Raw genomic sequence first — 23325 nt, forward strand, 5'->3', positions numbered from 1 at the left:
TCACATCGCGCGAGTTTCATCCATGCCCAAAGTGCGGTTGCGTATGCTTGGGTAAGGTGTTCATATGGCGAATTCCAAAGATGTGGCCTTGGCCGCGGGGACGTCTCAATCGACTGTGTCGAGGGTCTTTCGTGGCGAACCGAACGTTGGCCCTGAGCTCATCGCTCGGGTAAAGGCCGCGGCCAAATCGCTAAACTACGTACCGAATGATGCTGCGCGTTCGCTACTTCAAGGAAAGACTCGGCGAATCGCGCTTGTCGTCGAAAAGCTCACCCAGCCAGCATTCGCCCTGATGGCCGATATCACACACGATGAGTTACTGAAGAGGAACTATCGGGTGGTTGTACTTGAGGCCGATTCGCCCGGCGGCGGCGTCCGTGATGGTTCGAGAGAAATCTTCTCAGCCGTTGACGGTGTCCTCTACTGTTCTGCGGACAGAACGACTGACCTTACTGGGTTCGTTGAGGAGGTGAGCAAGCCAATTGTTCTGGCGTTGCGCGCTGGCCATCCTGAAACTTCAAACCTCGTCAATCACGGTGTTTACCCAGACCACCGGCAGGGTGTGCAGTTGGCAGTGGACCACTTCCGAAGCAATGGGCATTCTCGGATTTCGTTAATAGGTGCGACCCCCAGAGTGACCGGCGGCTACTCGACAGAACTTGCGTTCGTTGACTATATGAGAAATATGCAGCTCGATGCGTCCGACTTGCAGATTGGACGCAATGAAATGACGTACGTCGGCGGCTGGGACTCTGCCCATGAGTTCCTATGTGGTCCGCATCCGCCTACCGCGTTCTTCGCGACTGAGGACAGGAGCGCATACGGTGCGATCGACGCAGTCCGTAGCCTCGGACTGCGGGTGCCCGATGATATCGGGGTCATCGGATTCGATGATTTCGATACATCTGCGTGGAAAGCATACGACTTGACGACCATACGGATTCCTTATGACCGCATCATTCAGAAGGCAGTCGACCTGCTAATTGCCGAGATCGATGGACAACAGCCGCCACCAGGCCATGAGTTCGTTCCTGTGGAGCTGATTGATAGAGGGTCCGTCGGGAAGCTAAAGGTCTAAGCAAAACCGCATCGCCGCCATTGTGTTCCGGATCACTCTCGTGGTACAAATTACTCATGACTACGTAGTCGTGGTTATCTGATTTCAATTGCTCTCACTGCGGGTGGTTGTGTCTGTCGGGTTTGACTACGTAGTCAAATTTCACCGATATGGGAGCACTTATATGTATCAGATTTCCGTCGACACTGGTGGAACATTCACTGATGTCGTCGTTGCCACTAGTGACGGTCGTGTCTTGATGTCAAAGGCATTGACGACAAACGAGCGAGCATTCGATGCCATCGCCGAGGCGTTGGCAGATATCTCCGACTCGATCGGAGTTTCCACCTCTGAGCTGATAAGGGATTCCTCGCAGCTGAATTACGGCACTACGAGGTCGACAAACCTGGTGGTCACGAGGAACACGGCTCGTACCGCATTATTGACGACCAAAGGCTTCCCGGACGTCCTGTTGCTTCGAGAAGGCGGCAAGCCCGACCCATTCAAGAAGATGGACTATGGGCAGCCTTATGTCCCCCGATATCTGACGTTCGAAGTCGATGAGCGAATGACCAGCACCGGAGCGGTCCACCGGCCACTCGATGAAGACAGCGTACTCGAAGCCCTTGACCAGTGTGCGCGCGCCGAGGTGGAAGCTATCGCTGTGTCGTTGCTGTGGTCGGTGGCGAATCCGGCACACGAGCGACGGGTCGCCGAACTTATCGAATCCCGACTTCCGGGAGTCCCCTGGACGTTATCCCACGAGGTCAATCCGAGCGTGAGAGAGTACCGACGAGCATCCTCGGCGGTCATCGACGCATCGTTGAAGCCGTCGATGTCCCAGTTCTTCGTCGACCTCGATGAGGACCTCCGCGAAGCCGGATTCTTGGGCAGCCTGCTCATCTCGACGGCTTACGGCGGAGGCTGGGACGCTAATCGGATCTCCCAGCAGCCGATATATTCGATCGGGTCGGGTCCTTCGATGGCCCCGGTCGCTGCTATCCACGAGGCGGAGCTGGAGACCGAGCGATCACTCGAAGAATCGACTCTCTTGGTGACTGACATGGGTGGCACGACCTTCGACCTGTCATTGGTTCAGGGCGGCCGCGTGGCTCAGACTTCCGAAACCTGGCTGCGCGGCAAGTGGGTTGGAGATATTACGGGCACTCGATCGGTCGACATCGAGAGCATCGGTGCCGGCGGTGGGTCCATCGTCTGGATCGACGCTGGTGGACTGCTCAAGGTGGGTCCGCAAAGCGCTGGATCCGCCCCAGGCCCGGCGTGCTACGGGCGCGGGGGAACACAACCGACGATCACCGACGCAGCGCTCATTCTCGGCTACCTCGATTCCTCGAACTTTGTCAGCGGGCGGCTCGAACTGCGCACAGATCTGGCGGAGGACGCCTTCCGGCCGATCGCGGACGCGCTCGGTCGTACAGTGGAGGAAGCTGCCTATGGCGCGATGCTCATCTCCGTCGACAACATCGTCACAGCTATCCGCGAGAAGACCGTCACGAACGGCATCGACCTACGCGAGGTGACACTGGTCGCGGGAGGCGGAGCATCGGGGCTCAACGTCGGACACATTGCGCGTTCCCTCGGACTGACTAACGTACTCGTCCCCAAAACCGCCGGGGCGATGAGCGCCTACGGTGCCCTGCACTCTCCCGCGAAGTCGGAATTCGAGACCGTGGCCTTCAGCTCGACGCGGGAGAAGGGTTTCTCCATCGATTCACGCATCGTGTCGAATCTGCTCGCTGACAGTGGCACCTTCTTCGAAGGACTGCACCCTGCCACTCAGAAGGCGGCAGACCAGACCACAGAGTTCTACGCGATGGCGCGGTACCCAATGCAGGCGTGGGAGCTCATGATCGAACTCGGTTCGGAGAGCGCAGCTAGTGAACTCACGGCTTCTGCGATCGAAGAGATCTTCCATCGTGAGCACGAGAGAGTCTTCGGCGTGCGTGAGGAGGATTCGGCTATCGAGATCCTCGCGCTGGGCGCTCGGGCAATCTCTGCAAAGCCGAAGGGTGACGGCAGTCGACGCTTTCCTGCAGGCGACGAGCGCGGAGATGACTCGCGAAGGAGCAAGATGGCCTATTTCGCCGAAGAGGGCTGGCTCGACGTCCCCGTCTATCTGCCGCAGGACGTGACGACCCAGAGCGGCGTGGATGGGCCAGCAATCGTCCTCGAGCCGACGACGACAATAGTCGTCTACCCGGGGCAGTCCTTGAGATGCAGTGACTCGTCCAATTACCAGCTTACGTTGTGATCGGAGGACACAATGACCGGTAACACCTATCAGACAGACGTCATCGACATGTCGGTGATCTCGAACCGATTCGACGGAATCGTACGAGAGATGGAGAACACCCTGCTTCGCGCGGGTCGGTCTGCAGTGCTCAATATGGCGCGTGACTTCTCCTGCAGCATCATCACTGGAGACAACCGACTTCTGGCCAGTGCCGAAGGACTGCCGGTCCATGTCATCGGCGGTGACGAACTCGGACGTGCCCTCAACAGATACCACCCGGACGCGAAGGAGGGCGACGCCTACCTGCACAACGACCCATACGAAGGCAACACGCACGCCGCGGACCACACTCTGATGGTGCCGGTGTTCGTCGACGGTGAGCACCTGTTCACGGCCTTAGCGAAGGCTCACCAGGCCGATATCGGAAACTCCAAACCGACCACGTATATGCCGTTTGCTGAGGATGTCTATGAGGAAGGTGCTCTCATCTTCACTGCGACAAAGGTGCAGGAAGACTACCGGGACATCGACGACATCATCCGAATGTGCAAGAAGAGGATTCGTGTGCCCAACCAGTGGCACGGAGACTATTTGGCGATGGTGGGCGCCGCTCGCATTGGCGAGCGTGCTCTTAAGGAACTGTGCGACCAGTATGGGAGGGATGTCATCAAGACGTTCATCGATGACTGGTTCGACTACTCCGAGGAGCTGATGCGCGATGCAATCGGTCAGTTGGCACCCGGGCGTGTGACTGGCACGGGGCGCCACGACCCGGTCGGTGATCTAGCGCCGTCAGGCGTCGAACTCACGGTCACGATCGAAGCTGATCCGACTGCCGGCAAGGTCACCGTCGATCTGCGGGACAACATTGACTGCCTCCCCGGAGGAATCAATGAATCCGAGACATGTGCGATCAATAATGCGATGACGGGAATTCTCAACTGCCTCGACGGTGCGATCCCGCGCAACGCCGGTAGCTTTCGGTGCATCGAGGTCAAGATCAGGGACAACTGCATCGTCGGGCGCCCAACGTTTCCTCACTCCACATCGGTTGCGACGACCAATATCGGCGAACGGCTCGTAGCCACCACCCAGCGGCTCATCGCCGAAGGCTGGCCGGAACAGGGGATGGCCGAGGGCGCATGCGGAATCGGAGCCGGATTCGCGGTGATCTCCGGCAAGGACACTCGAACGGGGGCTCAGAGCGACTATGTCAATCAGGTATTCCTCGGCAGTCAGGGAGGAGCGGCCAGTCCTGGCTACGACGGCTGGATCACCTTCGGGAATTCGGTGACCAACGGACTGATGTTGCGCGACAGCGTCGAGGTCGATGAGCAGAAGTATCCGATTCTCGTCGACGAACTCAAGATTCGGCAGGATTCGGGCGGGGCCGGTCAATGGCGCGGTGCCCCGGGGACCGTCCTCAGATACGGTCCCATTGCAGGAGAGATGACCGCTTATTATGTAACCGATGGCAAGGACAACCCGCCCCGCGGCGTCGCCGAAGGCCACAACGGAGCGGCATCACAGCAGTACATCGTGTCATCGGCAGCGCCGGACCGGGAGGCCGTGACGATTGGGAACGAGAGTCTCAGAGTCGGTGAGTACCTCGTTCACGAACTCAGCGGAGGCGGAGGGTACGGCTCTCCGCTCCGGCGTGAACCCGGGCTGGTTCGCACCGACGTGCTGGCCGGCCTAGTCTCACTGACCGCAGCACGCGATCTCTATGGCGTCGTCTTCACTGGAGAACGAGCTACGGGAACGTTGAAGGTCGACCAGGCCGCCACCGACGAGCTTAGGGCTGGCCTCCTCATCGAGGCCTGAGAAGTAGGGATGAAGGTGTCTGATCATGGAATCTGCTGACGCGAGAGCCACGAAGAACCAAGAACGCAATGACTACGCCGATGAAAGGGTCCCTGTCGCCTTTCGCACTTGGTCGACCTCGTCGATCTTCGGCGTGATGTTCGGGGTAACGACCGCGATGATCTTCCTGTCCTGGGGAGGAGTCCTCGTCATGCAGTTCGGGACCGTCCCGTTGGCCATCGGTATGGTGATATCGACGTTGCTCATCGGAGGATGCGCCGTCGTCTTCTCCCTCAGGGCATCGAAGACGGGTCTCGGTGCCGAAATGTTGTCACGAAGCTCTGGGTTCGGGCATCTCGGCTCAATTCCTGTCGCGCTGATCTTCGCTCTGGCAATGATCATGTACTTCGCGTTCGAAGGCGGAATCATGGTCAACGCTATCCACGCCTACTTCACGGCGATCCCCAAATGGGCGATCATCCTGATCTTCGCGGCACTCATTCTGCCATTGACGATCTACGGGATGAAAGCGATGAACATCATCATGTGGGTGACCTTGCCCGTTTACGTCGTATTCATGATTGTGACTGTCGTTATTGCCCTCGGCCAGGGAGGATCCGGTGTCGAGTTCTGGTCGTTCGCACCCGACCATGTCGACACCACAGCCGGCCCACCTGTTCTGCAGATCTTGGCCGCGTCTCTCGGGTATGCCACTCAGGTCGCCCTATCGGCGGACACGGGCAGACTCATCGATCCGGCGAAGGCAGTGCGCGGTTCGTTCCTCGTGGGTGGGCTCTCGCAGCTGCTCGTATTCATGGTGTGCACCCTCCTCGGTGCCTGGCTGGCCCTGCAGTTTAAGGAGGCCGACCCAGGCATCTATCTCCCAGCCGTCATGGGGATCTGGGGCGTCCTCTTTGTTGTCGTCACACAGTTGCGAATCAATGTCGTCAACATCTACTCCTCGTCCATCTCGCTGACCACGATCGGCAAGCGGATCTCGAACCGGGCGCCGAACCGCAGCTTCTGGGTCGTCATCGCCATCGTCGTCGGCACCATCGCGATGCTCACCGATCTGTATGGGCGGATCACGTCGGTGATGGCGTTCGCAGCGATTTTCCTTCTCGCTTGGGTGATGACGGTGATTGCTGACCTGCTCATCGTGCGAAAGATCCTCAAGATAGTGCCCGAGGACGACTCTCCCTACCGGAAGGGGGAACTTCCCGAGTTCAATCCGGTCGGTCTGACTTCGGTGGGCATCGCCGTCGTGGTCGGGGTCCCACTCGGCCTCGGGATGGCAGGGCCGTTCGGCGTCACTCTGGCCCCGTTCTTATCGGGGCTGCTGCCGTTGCTCGTGGTGCCCATTGCCGCAATGTTGACGCGCGGCAGGTTCTATCGGAGGAGCGAAGTTAATGCGGAGAAGGAGACTCAGAGAAGTTGATCAAAGAATTCCTGGAACAGACCCGAGAGCGTGTTCTCGGCGGCACCTACCGGACCTTCTACTCATCACCGCTGGTCGTGGGTTCCGCTTCTGGCTGCACAATCACCGACGTGGAAGGTGCTGAGTATTTAGACGCGTATAACAACGTGCCCGTCATCGGACATTCATCCCCCGAGATCGCTGAAGCGGTGAATCGACAGCTGCTGCGGGCCAACACGCATACGCGATACCTCGACCGGCCCGTCATTGACTACGCTGACCAGCTGGTATCTGTATTTCCCGACCGCCTGGAGTCGGTGGTGTTCGCTTGCAGCGGTTCGGAGGCCAATGACCTGGCGCTGCGGGTCGCGGCACATGCAGCGGGTCGGGACGGGGTAATCGTGACTCGCCACGCTTACCACGGCACAACGCGGTCTGTTGCAGAGATCTCGCCCAGTCTAGTCGGACTCGATGAGATCGGCGAACACGTCGAAGCAATCGATGTTCCCGGATGGGACGAGCCAGAATTTGACGCTCAGTTCGCCGCAGCTATTCGACAGGGTGGCATCCGGCTCGAACGACGTGGACATCCCTGCGGAGCGGTCGTTCTGGACTCGGCGTTGACGAGCGACGGAATCGTGCAACCGCGGTCACTGGTGGCGACGGTCGAGGCCATTCACAAATTGGGTGCGATGTACATTGCTGATGAGGTGCAGTCCGGATTCGGTCGCACCGGATCAGCGTGGGGCTTCGAAAGGCTGCATGTCGTTCCTGACCTCGTCACCCTCGGTAAGCCGATGGCCAACGGCATGCCGATGTCTGCGGTGATTGGCCCCCGAGACGTCTTCGCGGCTTTCGGGGAATCCCAACGTTACTTCAACACATTCGCGGGGACGGCAGCGTCTGCTGCCGCCGCCGGGGTTGTCCTGTCTGCTCTTGAGTCCGGAGCGTTGACCGAGCGCGCTAGGAGCGGTGGAGCGAGGCTGACGGCTCAACTTGCAGAAATTATCGGTGAGAGCGAGGTGCCGGCCAGAGTTCGGCACAACGGTCTGATGCTCGGTGTCGATTTCCTTGATCGCAGTGAGTCGAACACTGCCCGACGCCGCGCTTCGTTCATCGTCGAGGAGCTTTACCGAGAGCGCGTTCTGGTGAGTACTACCGGTCCGTGCGCCAATGTCGTCAAGCTCCGGCCCCCGTTGACCATCTCGGACGAGGAGCTCGACAGCATTGCCCGCGGGTTCGGCGTGGCGCTGCAGCGACTCGAAATCGCCGAAAGGAGCCACGGTGAGTGAGCCCCCAGTTCTTGACGTCCTCGGCGTTCGCGGAGACGAGAACCGATTTCCGACGACGGATCTGAGAAAGGTAATCCGAGCGGTGGGGCAGGTCTTCTCGGTCCGGCCGCAGAACCTTAAAATATACAAGGGAGAGTTCGACCGGAACATCAGATTCGACGATCCTGATCGGGGGACCTGGCTGATTAAGGTGAGCACGGCGGACGTCGGGATGACGTCGATCCGATGGCAGGCGAGCCTGCTCGCTGCCGCCGAGGCGGATAGGCGAATCCCATTCCTGACTCCGAACCTCCTGTCGGGCACGGACGGGCGCACACACATCACGGTCGAGGGAGACGAAGGTACTTATATAGCTCGGGTCGTCCGCTGGATTGACGGTTCGCTCATGTCCGACGAGACCTTCTCCGGACTGGACCTGCCCTATTCGCTGGGAGCGGCTTCGGCCCATCTGACGCGTGCGCTCGGAGGGCTTGCCGAGCCGGTGGGAATCACCGGTCATCGGTGGCTGATCCAGCGTGGACCGGAGGTGGTGGACGAATCATTGAGGGGGCTGCCCGACGACAGTCGAACTCACGTCGTCGCCGGGATCTCACGACGTTTCGGCGCGGCTGTTCTCCCCCTGCTCGACGCCCTGCCGTGGTCGATCATCCATCACGATCTTCACGACGGCAATGTAATCGTCGACGCTGCCGGGAAGTCAGTTGCTGGTGTCATCGACTTCAACGACGCCGCATTCGCCCCCAGGGTCGCCGACCTGGCCATCGCGGGAGCCTACGCCATGTTGCGGCAGTCTGAGCCCGAACGGGTCTTTCGCACTGTCGTCGAAGGATACCGATCGGTTCTCGAGCTGTCACAGGCCGAACTCGACATCGTCGGTGAGATGGCGCTCATGCGCCTATGCATGAATTGGGCCCAATGGCAGTCACGGGCTCAGGGGGCAGGGGACAAGGAGTACGCCCTGAGCCGGTCTCGACACACCTGGCCGCTGATCGAACATCTCGCCCAGGTGGGGCCTCCGGTAGTGAGTTATTGAATTCCACTGCCCTCTTTAGCGAATAGAAGGGGGAGGTCGCCGGCGTTTTCGCGGAAGGGATGTATCGCTGGCGAAGATCGTTGAAGTGATCTTTAGTCGGCTTATCTCAGGTAGGAGTACATTCCCTAAGGTCTGCTCACAATCTGGGTGCCCACCGTCGTAGTGGTCGTAAAATTGAAATGCCCGGAGTGCTCGAAAGTGCTGGCTAAGTGGCTAAAACTGTTCCTTAAAGTAACTACGCCGAGGTGGCCGCCATCTCCGCACTCGAGCGCGGTCGGATGAAGGACCGGGATCCCCTGACGCACGAAGAGATGTGAGGCAGCACGGCAGCAGTTGACGCCGATCGCGAGGACACATGGAATTCTGACGGACGACGAGGTCTGACTTTCCGCTGCTCGCGCGGTGGCTCGGCTCGCCCCACGTCGCCCGATTCTGGAATCACGAGACCACTCCGGGAGCGATCGAACGAGACTTCGGCGGCAACGTCGACGACACGGAGCCGTCATTCGACTGCATCGTCGAGGATGTTGGGGTACCGGTCGGGTTCATCCAACGCAGCGCAATCTGGGACTACGCGGACGAGCAGAGGGAACTCATCGCGCTCGCTGATGTTCCTCGAGGTGCGCTGACGATCGACTACTTCATCGGAGAGGTCGGTAAGGCGGGCATGGGCGTCGGCACACGGATGATCCAGGAGTTCACCGAGCTCTGCTTCACTGACTGCCCGGCCGCCTCGGCGATCTTCGTGCCCGTGATCGCGGGGAATCCGGCATCGTGGAAAGCTCTCGAGGCTGCCGGATATGGATCGCCGAAGGCCACATCCCGCCCGACAACCCGGTCGATGACGGGTGGCACGTCCTCTATCACCGGACTCGGCAGTGAGAAACCGATTTCCCTCTGCTGCGCAAATGCAATATTTCAGCGCATCGGTGGTGCCGTAGACTTCCGCGGAATGAGGACCGGCGTTGCTCTGCGAATCGTATTGCCGTCATCTTCGTCGAACAGGAGCTCAACCCCCGCTTCAGCGATCTGATCAAACGGGACCCTGATAGTGGTCAGCGGAACCGGAAGCTTTTCGGCCAGAGGTATGTCGTTGTAGCCGACGATCGACAGGTCGCGCCCGAGCGTCTTCCCTGCATGCGCGGCCACCGTGGAAATCCCAATTGCAAGGTTATCGTTGGCAGCGAAGATCGCAGTCGGTGGAGTTGCCGTTTCCAGCAGCCTCTTCCCGCTTTCGATCCCGGAATCGATGCCGTACCCGGCGAAGATGACTCTGTCGGAAGGAAGCTCAACCCCGGCCTCTGCGGCGGCTGCACGAGCTCCAGCAACTCGGTCATTCGCACTCGAAGTGAAGTCCGGGCCGGTGACAACGGCGATGCTTCTGTGCCCAAGGTCGAGAAGATGGCGGACCGCGAAGTACCCGCCCTGGAAATCATCGCCCAACGAGCTCGGGCTCATCCCATCAGTGCGCAGGACGAGTGAGTGTCGCACCTTCTGGGACCTCAACATCGCTGGAAGAGAGTCATCGATCCGCGCGTTAGCGAGGATGAGCCCGTCGACATTGCGGTCGAGCAGCCGTTCGACCGCCTGACGCTCATCGTCGGGAGCATCGCCGCTGGTGGCAACCACCGCATAGTGCCCTCGCTTGCGCGACGCTCGTTCGATGGCCTCGAACATCAGAGCCATCACCGCATCGGTCAGTCTCGGAACCACGACACCGAGCATCGCGGTCTCCCCGCGGCGCAGGCTCGAAGCGAAGACATTACGACGGTAGCCGATCTGCTGCGCGATCTCGCGGATCCGAGCTGCCGACGCCGACTTCGACGTCGGCATCCTCTCGTCCAGTGCTCGGCTCACGGTCGATACGCTCACTCCGGCGCGTTCCGCCACGTCGCGCAGGGTCACGACCGAAGAGTCTCGTGCGCTCATGTGGGCTCCGATCCAAGGTATCCGAATCGCCTGATCCGATGCCGTGACCAAAGCGATCCAAAACTGATGCTTGACATTCTTTTCGCCACCACAGCATACTTGAAATCGTTCCTGCAAACGTTCCCGCGAACGTTTGCAACATCAATCAAGGAGGATGAAATGTCACTGGATCTGCGCGGACTGAGCCCTGCTCCCGTCACCCCGTTCACCGAAGATGGTGAGATCGATTTTGCGGCGATCAAACGCCTCGGCGGATGGCTCGGCTCCATCGAAGGAGTCAAGAGCCTCGTTGTTCTCGGACATGCCGGAGAAGGCACGTTCCTGACCCAGAAGGAGCAGGCCGATGTCATCACGGCCTTCCGGGATTCCGTTAATGGAGAGATTCCGATCATTGCGGGCATCACTCAAGAGGGGAATGCTGTTGCGGCCGAAGAGGCGAAGCGCGCAGTAGACGCCGGTGCCAGTGCCGGGCTCATCTACCCCTCGCATGGATGGCTTCGCTTCGGATACCAGCAGGGCGCGCCCCAGACCCGCTACCGTGCGATCTATGAGGAAAGCGGTCTGCCGATGATCCTCTTCCAATACCCCGACAATACAAAGGCCACATACGACCTGGATACCCAGCTCGATATCGCCGGTCAGGAGGGGGTCTTCGCGACGAAGAACGGAGTGCGCAACATGCGCCGCTGGTACACCGAGATTCCCGCGCTGCGTGCTGCCTATCCCGAGCTTCAAGTTCTCTCCTGCCACGACGAGTACCTGCTGCCGACGATGTTCGATGTTGACGGCCTGCTCGTTGGGTACGGCAATATCGCCCCCGAGCTGCTCGTCGAACTCATCGATGCGGGTAAGGCACATGATTACGATCGGGCCCATGCCATCCACGAGAAGCTGCTGCCGGTGACGAAGAATGTCTACCACCGTGGCTCGCATATGGAGGGGACTGTGGCCCTCAAATGGGGTCTCGTAGCAAGAGGTATTCTCGACCACGCGAAGGTCCGCGAGCCGCTGTTGCCGCTCCAGAGCGGAGCTGACAAGGAGATTGCCGCAGCGTTTGCTTCGGCCGGACTCGGACAGGTCGCTGTTCCTGCCTGAGGCTCTCCCGAGCGGAGGTCACGTCTCCGGCGCGCAGAGTGGATAGGGCTTGATTGACATAAGCCGATCCTCAAGCGGCTGGGCGTGGCCTCCGGACCCAGTGGTTCCCGACCGGGAAAACCGCAATCCATTCAGCGATGCGACGAGTGCCCCATCGCACTGACGCGACAATTGAGACAATGAAGTCCGGCTCCAAAGGAGGAGCGAACAATGACTGAGCAAACCATCCGGAAGGGCGCTGTCCAGCCCACGGCCACTGAACCCTCTGCCGCAGCCCGCCATCCGCGCCGGTTCTGGCGGACCCTGGCGCTCATCGGACCGGCTTTCGTTGCTGGCGCCTGGCAGTTCGGGCCCGGCAATCTGGCCTCGGCCGTCCAAGCGGGAAGCGCGTATCAATACACCCTGATCTGGGTGATCGTCGTGTCAACGGTACTCATGATCTTCCTGACCGACATGAGCGTGCGGCTCGGAATCCAGTCCCCTGTATCCCTGATCTCATCGATCAAGAAGAGGCTGGGTTCCGCAGCAGGGATGGTCGCGGGAATCGGCGTCTTCCTCATCACTCTCTGCTTTTCCGTCGGCAACGCCGTCGGCGCTGGACTCGGATTGTCCCTGCTGGTGCCAGGTACGGCGCCGGTGATGTGGTCGCTTATCTGCACCCTGTTCGTGGCGTCCATCCTGTTCATCAGAAGCACCTATGCCGTGGTCGAGAAGATACTTGTCGTGATGATCGCTGTGATGGCCATCTGCTTCGTGGTCAGCGCGTTCGTCTCGGGTGCAGATTGGGCACAAGCCGCCTCGTCTCTCGTTCCGTCCGTGCCCAGTGGCGCATGGATCCTGGTGATTGCGCTGGTCGGCACGAACTTCTCGATCAATGCTGCTTTCTACGCCTCGTATGCGACCAGAGAGAGAAAGCGGACTGCTGAGGAGTACAAGACCGTCACGCTGGTCGACACGATTCCCGGAATCGTGGCTCCGGGCATCATGACCATCCTCGTTATCGTCGTTGCCGCTGCCGTACTCGGCCAGACCGGAAGTCCGCTCGATTCCTTCGCCGGGCTGGCCAAGGTGTTCGAGCCTTTGGCCGGCCCGGTCGGCGGGTTCATTTTCGCTCTCGGCTTCTGCGGTTCCGCTCTCTCGTCAATGATTCCGAACGCGATTGCTGGCGGAACGATGCTCTCGGACGCCTTCGGTCGGGGCGCGTCGGCGGGCACGGTGACTGCTCGAGTGACCAGCGGATGTGTTCTTGCGTTCGGGCTGATGGTCACTCTGCTGTTCCAGGGGTCTCCGGTCCAACTCATCATCCTGGCTCAGGCTCTGACGGTTTTGGTGGCGCCGATACTCGCGATCTTGATCGTCTTCATGGCCAATGACAAGGGGCTGATGGGGCCCCTGCGCAACAAGTGGTGGCAGAACGTGTTCGGCATCATCGGTGTCGTCTCGGTATGTGCCCTATCGATTCGACTGCTCATCAATTTCTTCGTCTGAGAATTCTGATGGGGCGGCTCCTTCGTGGGGTCGCCGCGTCGCGTTGCTTTGCTGCCGGTCTGGGCTCCCGGTGCTGTCATTCCTCCTCCGACACCTCGACGAGGTGGCCCCGGATGCCCGTCAGATAGCTCGCTCCCAACGGAGTGAGCGAGAGCATCTTGCGTTTCGCGCCGGTCCGCGGCACATCGACCGCCGTGCCCTGCAGGAACCCGGAATCCTGCAGACGCTTGATCGTGCGGTAGAGGCCGCGTTCGGTGATCTGCCAGCCGGTGGCGGCGGTGACCGCCTCGGCAATGGTCGAGATCTCGGCCGGCTGATACTTTGCGACCAGGGAAAGCGTGACCGGGGTGAGCATCGACTTCTTGTAGGTCTCGACCCACGAGTCCACGCGGTGATCAAGCCATTCGCGCTCTTCCGGGGTGACTGCGGCCGGGCTGCCGTTCGCCTCAGTCGTAATATCGATTGCCTCGTTCGTGCCGTCATGAGACTGTGCCGCCACCTCAGTCCTCCCAGCCGCGGCCGAGGACTGAGCCGAGGAGGTGGACCAGCAGTCCAAGCCCCCACAGGGCGCTCATCACGAGGGTGGCTCCGAACCACGAGCTCTCGAGCAGGGTGCGGGCCGCGTCTCCGGCGCCGTCGACTTCGAAGCCGAGGAACATCACCCGGAGGATCGCGTGCAGATTGAAGGAGGTGGTGACGGTGACGAAGGCAATGGCATGGGCGATGACCACGCCGAAGCGGACACGTTTGAGCGCGGTCAGGTTCCGCCACAGCCACACCGCGATTCCGATGGCGACGAGTGCTGTGAGTCCACCGGCGAGGATCGTGACCTCGCCGCCGGTGGCAGCGACGACGATCTGCACGATGGCCATGGCGATGATGAGACCGAGCGTGTACGGGAGCAGAAGGGTCCGTGCGTTGGTGGGCGATGACGTCTGCGGGGTTGTAGTCATATTGGTACTGTACCTATGGTTCAGTGCGTGTTGCAAGGATCGATTTCGCACGATCTCTCGGGTGGGGCCCACCTGTGTGAGAATGTCACCGTGGAGATGGACGTCAGGCACCGGCGCGCTCTGCGCGGCACCCTCGCCGCAGCATTCGCGACGTTCGTCGCACTGACGTCGCACATCCTCGGCGGGGGAGCCTTTCCGACCACGATGGGTCTCATCGTGCCGCTGTCACTGTCGATCCTCGTCTGCGTTGCGCTCGCCGGGCGCCGACTGTCTCTGCCGCGCCTGACGGTCTCCGTCGGGATCAGCCAGACGCTCTTCCACCTCCTGTTCTCCCTTTTCACTCCGCGCGGTTCCGCATCGCCGAACACGATGGCGCGCTCCGACAACGGACTCGCCGCGCTCCTCGGCTCGCACTCTCACCACTCGCCGGCGCATGGAGCCCATCACGCGTCGATGCACTCGACGCCCGGCGGCTTGGTGCAGACGACTCATGATTCCGCAGTCATGCCTGCCATGGACGGTTCTGTGGGTGCAGCAGCCGAGATGCATTCGCACTCGTCACCGGGGATGCTGCTGGCCCACTGCGTTGCCGGGATCGTGACGATCGCGATGATCTATTGGGCCGAGCGACTGCAGGTCATGCTCGGCGACTTCGCCCGCTTGATCATCCGGGCGGTCGTCCCACGCCTCGTCGCCCTGCGGGCGCAGATCGAGAAGCCGCGGTCGTTGATCGGCTTCGAGCCCGAACTGCCGCGCAGCCTCGGTGTGTGCCGATCCCCGGTGCTGCGGCGAGGGCCACCGCAGCCTGCTTTCTGACACTCATCACATCCGCGCATCGGCTCTCGTGAGCCGGTGCGATCACTGCTGACCGTATCTGGTCGTCGACCGCGACTGCGTGTCGTGCGCAACCACTGCCGACCGCAACTGCCCGTCGACCGCATCTGCTCGGCGAAGGCATCAGGCCGCCCCGATACGGCTCAGCGCAACTGAGAGAAAGCATCATCATGACCACACCTTCATCAACCGTGCCCGAAAGTTCGGGTCCGGAACCGATCAGCCACCGTAACCACCCCGTCCACCCCGACCGCCCTATTCAGTGGTTCGGCCCGCTCCTGCGCCGCCTCCACTTCTACGCGGGCATCCTCGTCGGCCCGTTCATCCTCATCGCCGCGCTCACCGGGGCGGCCTATGCGATCAGCCCGACGCTCGAGAAGCTGGTCTATGCCGACCAGCTCAGCGTCCCCGCCACCGACGATCCGCTGCCACTGGCGGACCAGATCGACGCCGCGAACACTGTCATCGCAGGCAGCGATTCGACGCTGTCCGCCGTGCGGCCGGCCCCCGAGCCGGGCGATACCACGCGAGTGATGTATTCCGATCCCAGCCTCGGCGAGAGCGAATCCCGGGCGATCTTCGTCGACCCTGCCACCGCCGAGGTGGTCGGTGACCTCACCGTCTACGGCACCTCGGGTGCCCTGCCGCTGCGGACCTGGATCGATCAGATGCACCGCAGCCTCCACCTCGGCGACGTCGGACGGTTCTACAGCGAACTCGCCGCCTCATGGATGGGAATCGTCGCCGCCCCAGGGATCGCGCTCTGGATCCTCCGCGCTCGGCGGACGAGGAAACCGCTGGCCATGCTGCGACCGAGCCGGAAGCACAAGGGGCTGAGGCGCATCTTCTCCTGGCACGCCTCGGTGGGGATCTGGGCGGCGATCGGGATGCTGTTCCTCTCGGCCACCGGGATCACCTGGTCGCAGCTGGGCGGGGACAACGTGACGAAGCTGCGCGCTGCGCTGAGCTGGGAGACCCCGGCGGTGTCGACGGAACTCGGCGGCGCCTCAACGACCGGCGAGCACGCCCATCATGGTGGCAGCTCGTCCGCCGAGGCGGCCGGCAGTGCCGCTGATCATGCCGCAATCGACCCGGCCGACTTCGACATGATGCTGTCGATGGGACACGACGTCAACATCGACACCGGGCTCGTCGAGATCCGGCCACCTGCCGATGACCACTCGGCGTGGGTGGTCCAGGAGATCCAGCGCAGCTTCCCCACGAAGGTCGACGCTGTGGCCTTCGACCCGACGACGATGGAGGTCACCGATCGCGTCGACTTCGCCGACTACAGCGTGCCTGCAAAGCTCGCCCGCTGGGGCATCGACGTGCACATGGGATCGATGTTCGGGCTGACCAACCAGATCGTGCTCGTCGCGCCGCCCTGGGCATCGCGTCGATGGTGGTCTGGGGCTACGTGATGTGGTGGCAGCGTCGGCCGAAGCGCGGACCGGTGACATGGTTCGGAGCCGCGAGGGTCGGGAGTGCCCCGGCACGAGGTGCGCTGAATGAGGCGCCGTGGTGGGGGATGGCCGCGGTCGCGCTCGGCGCCATCGCGATCGGTCTCTTCCTGCCGTTGGTGGGCATCAGCCTCGCGGTCTTCGTCGTCATCGACGTGCTGCTCGGGGTGAAAGCCCGGCGGCGTGAGCGGCTGACGGTCACGAGCTGAGGTCCACCGCACCCGGGCGGCGCCCGGACGCCTCGCGTCCGGTACACGTCGTCACCGCATTCAGTGAGGGTCGTCATCACCTTTTGGACAGTTCATCGAGATGCGAACCGATGAACTGTCCGAAAAGCGATTTGGCCAGACGCCAATCGTGAGCATTGGCCGGCAGGCGCGAGGTCGAGCCGCGCGAGCTCGAGCTGCGCGAAGTCGAGCGGGGCGAGGTCGAGCGGGTCGAGCGGCGTCGAAGAGGTCAAAGGGCGTAGCCTGAGACCATGCCACGTCACCTCCTGACCTCGACGCCGCCGAATCCCGACTCCCGCCGAGGCGGCCCTCCGGGTGGTGACGAAAACGACGACGGCACGGTTGCCACGACCCAGCGACACTCCACGGGCCCCATCCGCGGGCGCAAGTCGCTCATCGCCCTCTTTGCCGTCCTCCTCGTGGCCTGGGTCGGCATCTCCGGAGTCGGAGGTCCGTACTTCGGCAAGATCTCCGAGGTCGCCACGAACGATCGTTCCTCATTCCTCCCCGAGTCCGCCGAATCGACCCGAGCACAGGACCAGATCGAGAAGTTCAGCGACCTCGACTACGTTCCGGCCATCGTCGTTCTCGAGAACACGGACGGCCTCACCGACGACGACTCCGTGGCCCTCGACGACGTGGCGAAGGAACTCGACGACGGCGGTCTGCTTGCCGCCGACGCCTCACCGGTCATCCCCTCGGACGACGGCGACGCCCTCCAACTCATCCTCCCCGTCTCCTCCGACACCACCGCCGATGACGTCGAGAAGATCAGAGACGTCATCGCCAACACCTTCCCGACCGCGAATGCCGCCGATGCGACGCCGGATGAGTCCGGCAACGTCGCCACCCCCACCACGGTTGCCGATGTCTACGTCACCGGCCCCGCCGGGTTCGCCGCCGACCTCACCGAAGCCTTCGCCGGCATCGACGGGATCCTGCTGCTCGTCGCGCTCATCGCCGTCTTCGTCATCCTCGTCATCGTCTACCGCTCGCCGCTGCTGCCGATCATCGTCCTCTTCACCTCCCTGGCCGCACTGTCCGCCTCGATCTTCGTCATCTGGCACCTCGCCGATGCCGGCATCCTCCTCATCAACGGGCAGGTCCAGGGGATCCTCTTCATCCTCGTCGTCGGTGCCACCACCGACTACTCCCTCCTCGTCGTGGCCCGCTTCCGCGACGCCCTGCGCGCCGAACCCGACCGTGTCCGTGCGGGGCTGAGCGCCCTCAAGGGTGTGCTCGAACCGATCGCCGCCTCGGGCGGAACCGTCATCGCCGGACTCCTCGTCCTCCTCCTCACCGACCTCGCCTCGACGCGCGCCCTCGGCCCGGTCGCGGCGATCGGCATCGTCGTGGCGATGCTCGCGGCACTGACCTTCCTGCCCGCCGCACTCATGACCATCGGCCGCGCCGTCTTCTGGCCCTTCCCGCCGCGTCCGTCGAATCCGACCAAGCGTGGGCTGTGGGCGAGGATCGCCGAGGCGGTCGCGAAGCGTCCGCGCACGATCTGGATCGGGCTCGTCATCGTCCTCGCTCTGCCGCTGCTCGCCGCCCCGCAGTTCAAGGCCTCCGGAGTCGCCCAGTCCGAATTCGTCCTCGGCCAGTCCGAAGCCCGCGACGGTCAGGACGTGCTCGCCGAGCACTTCCCCGGCGGCTCCGGCTCACCGACGCAGATCGTCGTCGCCGCCGACGACCTCGAAGACGCCGCACGGGCCATCGGGGACCTCGACGGGGTCGAATCCCTGTCGGTCACTGCCGCGGACTCCCCGAGCGGAACCCTGGCCATCAACGCCGACGGCGAACTCGAAGCCCCCCGCGGCGGCCCGCCGCAGGCAACCGGCGGGTCTCAGGCCACCCCCGCACCCACCGAGGTCGACGGTGCCGTCCTCCTCGAGGCCACGCTCACCGACGCCGCCGACTCCCTGGCCGCCGAGACCACCGTGACCGACATCCGCGAGGCCGTCCACGACATCGACGCCGGGGCCCTCGTCGGCGGCGAGACCGCCGTCGACCTCGACACGAACACCACCGCCGAGGCGGACCGGACCCTGGCGATCCCGCTCATCCTCCTCGTCATCACCGTCATCCTCATCCTCCTGCTGCGCTCCCTGCTGGCCCCGCTCCTGCTCGTGGCGCTGACGGTGCTGTCCTTCGGCACGGCGCTCGGGGTCTCGGCGCTCGTCTTCAACCACCTCATCGGCTTCGACGGCGCCGACCCTTCGGTACCGTTGTACGCGTTCGTCTTCCTCGTGGCGCTGGGCATCGACTACAACATCTTCCTCATGTCCCGGGTGCGGGAGGAATCCCTGCACCTGGGCACCCGACAGGGAGTGCTGTCCGGACTCGTCGCCACGGGCGGGGTGATCACCTCGGCGGGGATCGTGCTCGCGGCGACCTTCGCCGCTCTCGCCGTCATCCCGGTGATGTTCCTCTTCCAGCTCGCCTTCATCGTCACCTTCGGCGTCCTCCTCGACGCGATCCTCGTCCGTTCGCTCGTCGTCCCGGCCCTCGTCCACGACATCGGACGAGCCGTGTGGTGGCCGTGGCGGAAACGGATCCCGCGGGACTGAACGCCAGGCCGCCTCGGCGGGGACGGCATCCGTCGCGGCTGGCAGATCCCGGCGGCCGGGCAGCGAGCGTCGGCATCCGCCTCGGCGGTGGAAAACGGATTGATCACAATCCGTCCTGCGCAGTGGTCGGCTGTGGCGATGGTCACGGTGTTCCTCTAGGGTGCAGTACGTAGGTATTGCTCACGCAACACTCACCTGATCATCAGGTTTCGAAGGAGAACACAATGACGCGCACTCTTCGCCGACCCCGCACCCTCGCCGCAGCCGCCGGAATCGCGGCCCTGACACTGCTCGCCACCGCCTGCGGAGGCGGCGGAGGTGGAGGCGGTGAGGAAGGCGAACAGAGCGCCGACTTCATCACGATCGCCACCGGCGGCTCCTCGGGCGTGTACTACCAGGTCGGAGCCACGATGTCGGAGATCCTCGCCGACGAACTCGGCGCCGACACCTCCGTGCAGTCGACGGGTGCCTCGGTGGAGAACCTCACCCTCATCCAGGACGGTGGAGCGGAACTCGCCTTCACCCAGGGCGACGCGGTCGACCAGGCCCTGGCCGGTGAGGGAGCCTTCGACGGCAAGCAGATCGACTCCCTGCCCGTCGTCGCCAACCTCTACGACCAGTACGTCCAGCTTGTGACCATCGAAGGCTCGGGCATCGACTCGATCGAGGACATCAAGGGCAAATCGGTCTCCGTCGGCGATCAGAACTCCGGCGTCGAACTCAACGCCCGCACCGTCGTCGACGCCTACGGGCTCAGCTACGACGACTTCAGCGCCGACTACCTGCCCTACGCCGAGGCGATCGACCAGATGCGCAACGGTCAGCTCGATGCCGCATTCGTCACCAGCGGTCTGCCGAACTCCGCGGTCACCGACTTGGCGACCAGCGACGACGTCAAGGTCGTCCCGTTCACCGGGGACGGACGGGAGAAGCTGCTGTCCGAACACGACTACTTCGGCGAAGGCGAGATCCCGGCCGGCACCTACGGTGACAGCAAGGCGGCCGAGACCCTGACGATTCCCAACCTGCTGGTCGTCAGCCCCTCGCTCAGTGACGACGCCGTCTACGACATCACGAAGACCCTGTTCGACAACATCGACAAGGTCCAGAGCTCCCACAACGCAGCCAAGGACATCACCGTCGACAGCGCGCAGGACGTGCCCGTGAGCGAACTCGCCCCCGGAGCGAAGAAGTACTTCGACGAACAGGGCTGAGCCATCACGAGCCTGACCCGCAGGGCGGCTCTCACGCTCGCCACCACGGTGGGGCTGGGCATCGCCGTTCCGCCGGCGGTGTCCGGTCCCGCACCGAGGCGGCTGGTCATCCGACAGCAGGCGCCGGGTGACCGGGTGTACCGGTCAATGCCGATCGACGGCGACGACGAGGTGGCGATGACGTGGATGCACTCGGTCGACAAGACCCCCTGGTGGGAGTACTACCGGGCCGTCGGCGACGAACTCGTCCTCGACTGCACGGAACTGTCGCTGATGGGAGCGGGCACCCCGTTCGAGGCCCCGCGGACCGAACTCGACGGTGACATGGTCAGGCTCTGCGGCCTCGACGAGCACTTTGAGGCCGTGCGCTGGATCCACTCCCACCGCGTCCACCACCGGATCTACGTCAACGGCGAGCTCCTGCTGCCGACCCGGGCCATCGACCACCACGTCCACGCCGAGATGATCGTGATCGGAGACTGAAGACCATGACGAACGCACTGCCCGCCGAGGCTCCGGGCCCGGAGTCGATCGACACAGTCGAGAAGTACGACCGCGAATCGCGCACACGCGACATCTGGTCGACGAAATGGGCGCTGCCGCTGACGGTCTTCGCCGTCGGGCTCTCCCTCTACCAGATCTACTACGCCCTCTTCGGGGGACCGCCGACCCTGGTCCACCGCGGCATCCACGTCGGCGCGATCCTCGTCCTCTGCTTCGCCGTCCAGCGCTTCCGCCTCCGCGAGACGCGTTCGACCCCGCCCTGGTTCGACTGGCTGGCCATCGCCGGTTCCGTGGCCATCGCCGTCTACCTCGCGGTCGTCTTCGATCGGCTGACCGTCAGCGGCGGCCGGTTCGAGACCATCGACGTCGTCTTCTCCGTGCTCTGCCTCGTCCTCGTCCTCGAGGCGGCCCGGCGGGTCACCGGCCTCGTGCTGCCGATACTGGCCGTGCTCTTCATCGTCTACGACTACTACGGGCGGTCGATGCCCGGTCTCTTCCGGCACCGCGGCTATGACCTCGACCGGATCGTGACCTTCATGTACGAGTCCACCGAGGGCATCTTCTCCACGGCCATCGGCGTGTCCTCGACCTACATCTTCCTGTTCATCCTCTTCGGCGCCATCCTGCAGAAGTCGGGGATGGGGCAGTTCTTCAACGACATCGCCATGGCCCTGGCCGGACAGGCGCGCGGCGGTCCGGCGAAGGTCGCGGTGCTCGCCTCGGGATTCCTCGGGTCGATCAACGGTTCGGCGATCGCCAACGTCGTCACCACCGGCGCCTTCACGATCCCGATGATGAAGCGGGTGGGCTACCAGCGCAACTTCGCCGGAGCCGTCGAGTCGGCCGCCTCGGTGGGTGGTCAGATCATGCCGCCGATCATGGGCGCCGCGGCCTTCATCATGGCCGAGACTCTCGGGGTTCCCTATACGCAGATCGTCCTCGTCGCCATCATCCCGGCCGTGCTCTACTACCTCGGCATCCTCATCCAGGTCCACCTGCGGGCGACGAGTCAGGGTCTGCGCGGCATCAGCCGGGAGAACCTGCCGGCGGTCATGGACGTGATGAAGGAACGCGGGCACCTGCTGCTGCCGCTGCTGTTCCTGCTCTACATGCTCTTCTTCTCCGGGACGACGATCCTCTTCGCCGCGGTGACGACGATCTTCGTCACGATCGCGGCGGCGATGGTGCGCAAGAGCACCCGGATGTCGCTGCTCGACATCGTCCACGCCCTGCGCGATGGGGCGCTGACCGCGGTGTCCGTGGCGGTTGCCTGTGCCTGTGTGGGCATCATCGTCGGCGTTGCCACGCAGACCGGCTTCGGCGTCAAGCTGGCCGGGACCATCGTCACCATCGGCGGCGGGTTCCTTCTGCCGACGCTGCTGATGACCGCGGTCGCCTGCATCATCCTGGGCATGGGGCTGCCGTCGATCCCGGCCTACATCATCGTCGCCACGATGGCCGCCCCCGCCCTCGTCCAGCTCGACGTGGCGCCCCTGGCCGCTCATCTCTTCGTCTTCTACTTCGGGCTCTTCGCCAATATCACCCCGCCCGTGGCCTTGGCGGCCTTCGCCGCGGCCGGTCTGTCGGGTGGATCTCCGATGCGCACCGGGTTCCTCGCGATGCGTCTGGCCCTGGGCGGGATCATCGTGCCCTTCGTCTTCGTCTATCAGCCCGAGCTGCTCATGCTCGACGGCTCGGCGGTGGACACGATCCGGGCTGCGGTCATCCTGCTCATCGGGGTCACTCTGCTCGCGGTTGCGGCCGAAGGGCACCTGTTCTTGCCGTTGCCGATCTGGCTGCGCATCGTTCTGGCGCTCGGGGCGATCGGTCTGGTCACGCCCAACCATGTGCTCGACCTCGTCGGTGCCATCGTGGCTCTTGCGGCACTCGGTGCGGCGATGTTCATGGCCAAGCGGCAGGAGCGGCTGCACTGGCGAGAGATCTGAGCGACCGGCGTTCGGGTGATCACGGCGCCGCTCGTCCGGGGATCGAGGCAGACCCTGGCTGGGCGGGGTGCGTGGGAAGTGCGGGGCGTGAGGCAATACGATACCCCCGGAGTGAGATCGGAGCTGTGGGGCGGCTCTGCTCGACCTCTGCCAACCGGGGGCATGTTGGGGATCTGCCGGGTACAGTCGTCGAGGGGTGGTCGACGGGCCCCGAATCTGAGGCCAGTTATATCATTGAACTACTATTCT

The 23325-nt window shown here is 63.0% G+C and carries 19 protein-coding genes; 16 read left to right on the forward strand and 3 right to left on the reverse strand.

Going from position 1 to position 23325, the window contains the following annotated elements:
• Positions 1 to 64 precede the first annotated feature (64 nt).
• The 7 genes from AD89_RS0116540 (at position 65) to AD89_RS20665 (ending at position 9889) form a co-directional block, all read left to right on the forward strand.
• Positions 65 to 1078, forward strand: coding sequence for a LacI family DNA-binding transcriptional regulator (locus AD89_RS0116540; RefSeq protein WP_025780632.1), 1014 nt, complete (start codon positions 65 to 67; stop codon positions 1076 to 1078).
• Positions 1079 to 1166: 88 nt separating this feature from the next.
• Positions 1167 to 3329, forward strand: coding sequence for a hydantoinase/oxoprolinase family protein (locus tag AD89_RS0116545; protein WP_155807501.1), 2163 nt, complete (start codon positions 1167 to 1169; stop codon positions 3327 to 3329).
• 48 nt (positions 3330 to 3377) lie between these two features.
• Entirely contained in the window at positions 3378 to 5135 is a 1758-nt protein-coding gene (locus tag AD89_RS0116550) for a hydantoinase B/oxoprolinase family protein (RefSeq protein WP_155807504.1), read from the forward strand.
• A 25-nt stretch (positions 5136 to 5160) separates the two neighbouring features.
• The gene (locus AD89_RS0116555) at positions 5161 to 6552 is read left to right on the forward strand and encodes a purine-cytosine permease family protein (RefSeq protein WP_025780639.1); all 1392 of its coding nucleotides are present in this window, start codon (positions 5161 to 5163) and stop codon (positions 6550 to 6552) included.
• Positions 6549 to 7823: an aspartate aminotransferase family protein gene (locus tag AD89_RS0116560; protein ID WP_025780641.1), complete on the forward strand. Its 1275-nt coding sequence runs from the start codon at positions 6549 to 6551 to the stop codon at positions 7821 to 7823. The genes AD89_RS0116555 and AD89_RS0116560 overlap by 4 nt, the downstream gene beginning before the upstream one ends.
• An 82-nt stretch (positions 7824 to 7905) precedes the next feature.
• Complete coding sequence (locus AD89_RS0116565; RefSeq protein ID WP_269320694.1) at positions 7906 to 8856, forward strand: phosphotransferase; 951 nt, start codon at positions 7906 to 7908, stop codon at positions 8854 to 8856.
• A 391-nt stretch (positions 8857 to 9247) separates the two neighbouring features.
• Complete coding sequence (locus AD89_RS20665; RefSeq protein ID WP_197021789.1) at positions 9248 to 9889, forward strand: GNAT family N-acetyltransferase; 642 nt, start codon at positions 9248 to 9250, stop codon at positions 9887 to 9889.
• Here the strand turns inward: AD89_RS20665 and AD89_RS0116575 are convergent.
• Positions 9775 to 10785: a LacI family DNA-binding transcriptional regulator gene (locus AD89_RS0116575; protein WP_025780645.1), complete on the reverse strand. Its 1011-nt coding sequence runs from the start codon at positions 10783 to 10785 to the stop codon at positions 9775 to 9777. The genes AD89_RS20665 and AD89_RS0116575 overlap by 115 nt on opposite strands.
• Positions 10786 to 10944: 159 nt before the next feature.
• Between AD89_RS0116575 and AD89_RS0116580 the strand changes: the two genes are divergently transcribed.
• The gene (locus AD89_RS0116580) at positions 10945 to 11880 is read left to right on the forward strand and encodes a dihydrodipicolinate synthase family protein (protein WP_025780646.1); all 936 of its coding nucleotides are present in this window, start codon (positions 10945 to 10947) and stop codon (positions 11878 to 11880) included.
• A gap of 210 nt (positions 11881 to 12090) precedes the next feature.
• Entirely contained in the window at positions 12091 to 13368 is a 1278-nt protein-coding gene (locus AD89_RS0116585) for an Nramp family divalent metal transporter (RefSeq protein WP_025780648.1), read from the forward strand.
• A gap of 76 nt (positions 13369 to 13444) precedes the next feature.
• Here AD89_RS0116585 and AD89_RS18930 read toward each other — a convergent pair whose 3' ends face one another.
• A complete protein-coding gene (locus AD89_RS18930) occupies positions 13445 to 13867 on the reverse strand; it encodes a PadR family transcriptional regulator (protein WP_025780650.1) in 423 nt (140 codons plus the stop codon).
• Position 13868: 1 nt separating this feature from the next.
• Positions 13869 to 14321 carry a hypothetical protein gene (locus tag AD89_RS0116595; protein ID WP_025780651.1) on the reverse strand — a complete coding sequence of 151 codons (453 nt, stop codon included), beginning with the start codon at positions 14319 to 14321 and terminating at the stop codon, positions 13869 to 13871.
• 96 nt (positions 14322 to 14417) lie between these two features.
• Between AD89_RS0116595 and AD89_RS0116600 the strand changes: the two genes are divergently transcribed.
• The 7 genes from AD89_RS0116600 (at position 14418) to AD89_RS0116625 (ending at position 23076) form a co-directional block, all read left to right on the forward strand.
• Complete coding sequence (locus AD89_RS0116600; protein WP_025780653.1) at positions 14418 to 15137, forward strand: hypothetical protein; 720 nt, start codon at positions 14418 to 14420, stop codon at positions 15135 to 15137.
• A 188-nt stretch (positions 15138 to 15325) separates the two neighbouring features.
• Positions 15326 to 16576 (forward strand): PepSY-associated TM helix domain-containing protein, encoded by a 1251-nt coding sequence (locus AD89_RS18935; RefSeq protein ID WP_331279743.1) that lies wholly within the window; start codon positions 15326 to 15328, stop codon positions 16574 to 16576.
• Between the two features lie 107 nt (positions 16577 to 16683).
• On the forward strand, positions 16684 to 16824 hold the full coding sequence (locus tag AD89_RS20590; protein ID WP_331279744.1) for a hypothetical protein: 141 nt from the start codon (positions 16684 to 16686) through the stop codon (positions 16822 to 16824).
• Positions 16825 to 17093: 269 nt separating this feature from the next.
• Entirely contained in the window at positions 17094 to 19412 is a 2319-nt protein-coding gene (locus AD89_RS0116610) for an MMPL family transporter (RefSeq protein ID WP_025780655.1), read from the forward strand.
• Between the two features lie 224 nt (positions 19413 to 19636).
• Positions 19637 to 20626 carry a TAXI family TRAP transporter solute-binding subunit gene (locus AD89_RS0116615; protein ID WP_025780657.1) on the forward strand — a complete coding sequence of 330 codons (990 nt, stop codon included), beginning with the start codon at positions 19637 to 19639 and terminating at the stop codon, positions 20624 to 20626.
• A gap of 147 nt (positions 20627 to 20773) precedes the next feature.
• Positions 20774 to 21109 carry a DUF1850 domain-containing protein gene (locus tag AD89_RS0116620; RefSeq protein WP_155807502.1) on the forward strand — a complete coding sequence of 112 codons (336 nt, stop codon included), beginning with the start codon at positions 20774 to 20776 and terminating at the stop codon, positions 21107 to 21109.
• A 5-nt stretch (positions 21110 to 21114) separates the two neighbouring features.
• On the forward strand, positions 21115 to 23076 hold the full coding sequence (locus tag AD89_RS0116625; RefSeq protein ID WP_025780660.1) for a TRAP transporter permease: 1962 nt from the start codon (positions 21115 to 21117) through the stop codon (positions 23074 to 23076).
• Positions 23077 to 23325: the final 249 nt, after the last annotated feature.

The sequence above is a fragment of the Brevibacterium sp. VCM10 genome, from assembly GCF_000583215.1.
Taxonomy (GTDB): domain Bacteria; phylum Actinomycetota; class Actinomycetes; order Actinomycetales; family Brevibacteriaceae; genus Brevibacterium; species Brevibacterium linens.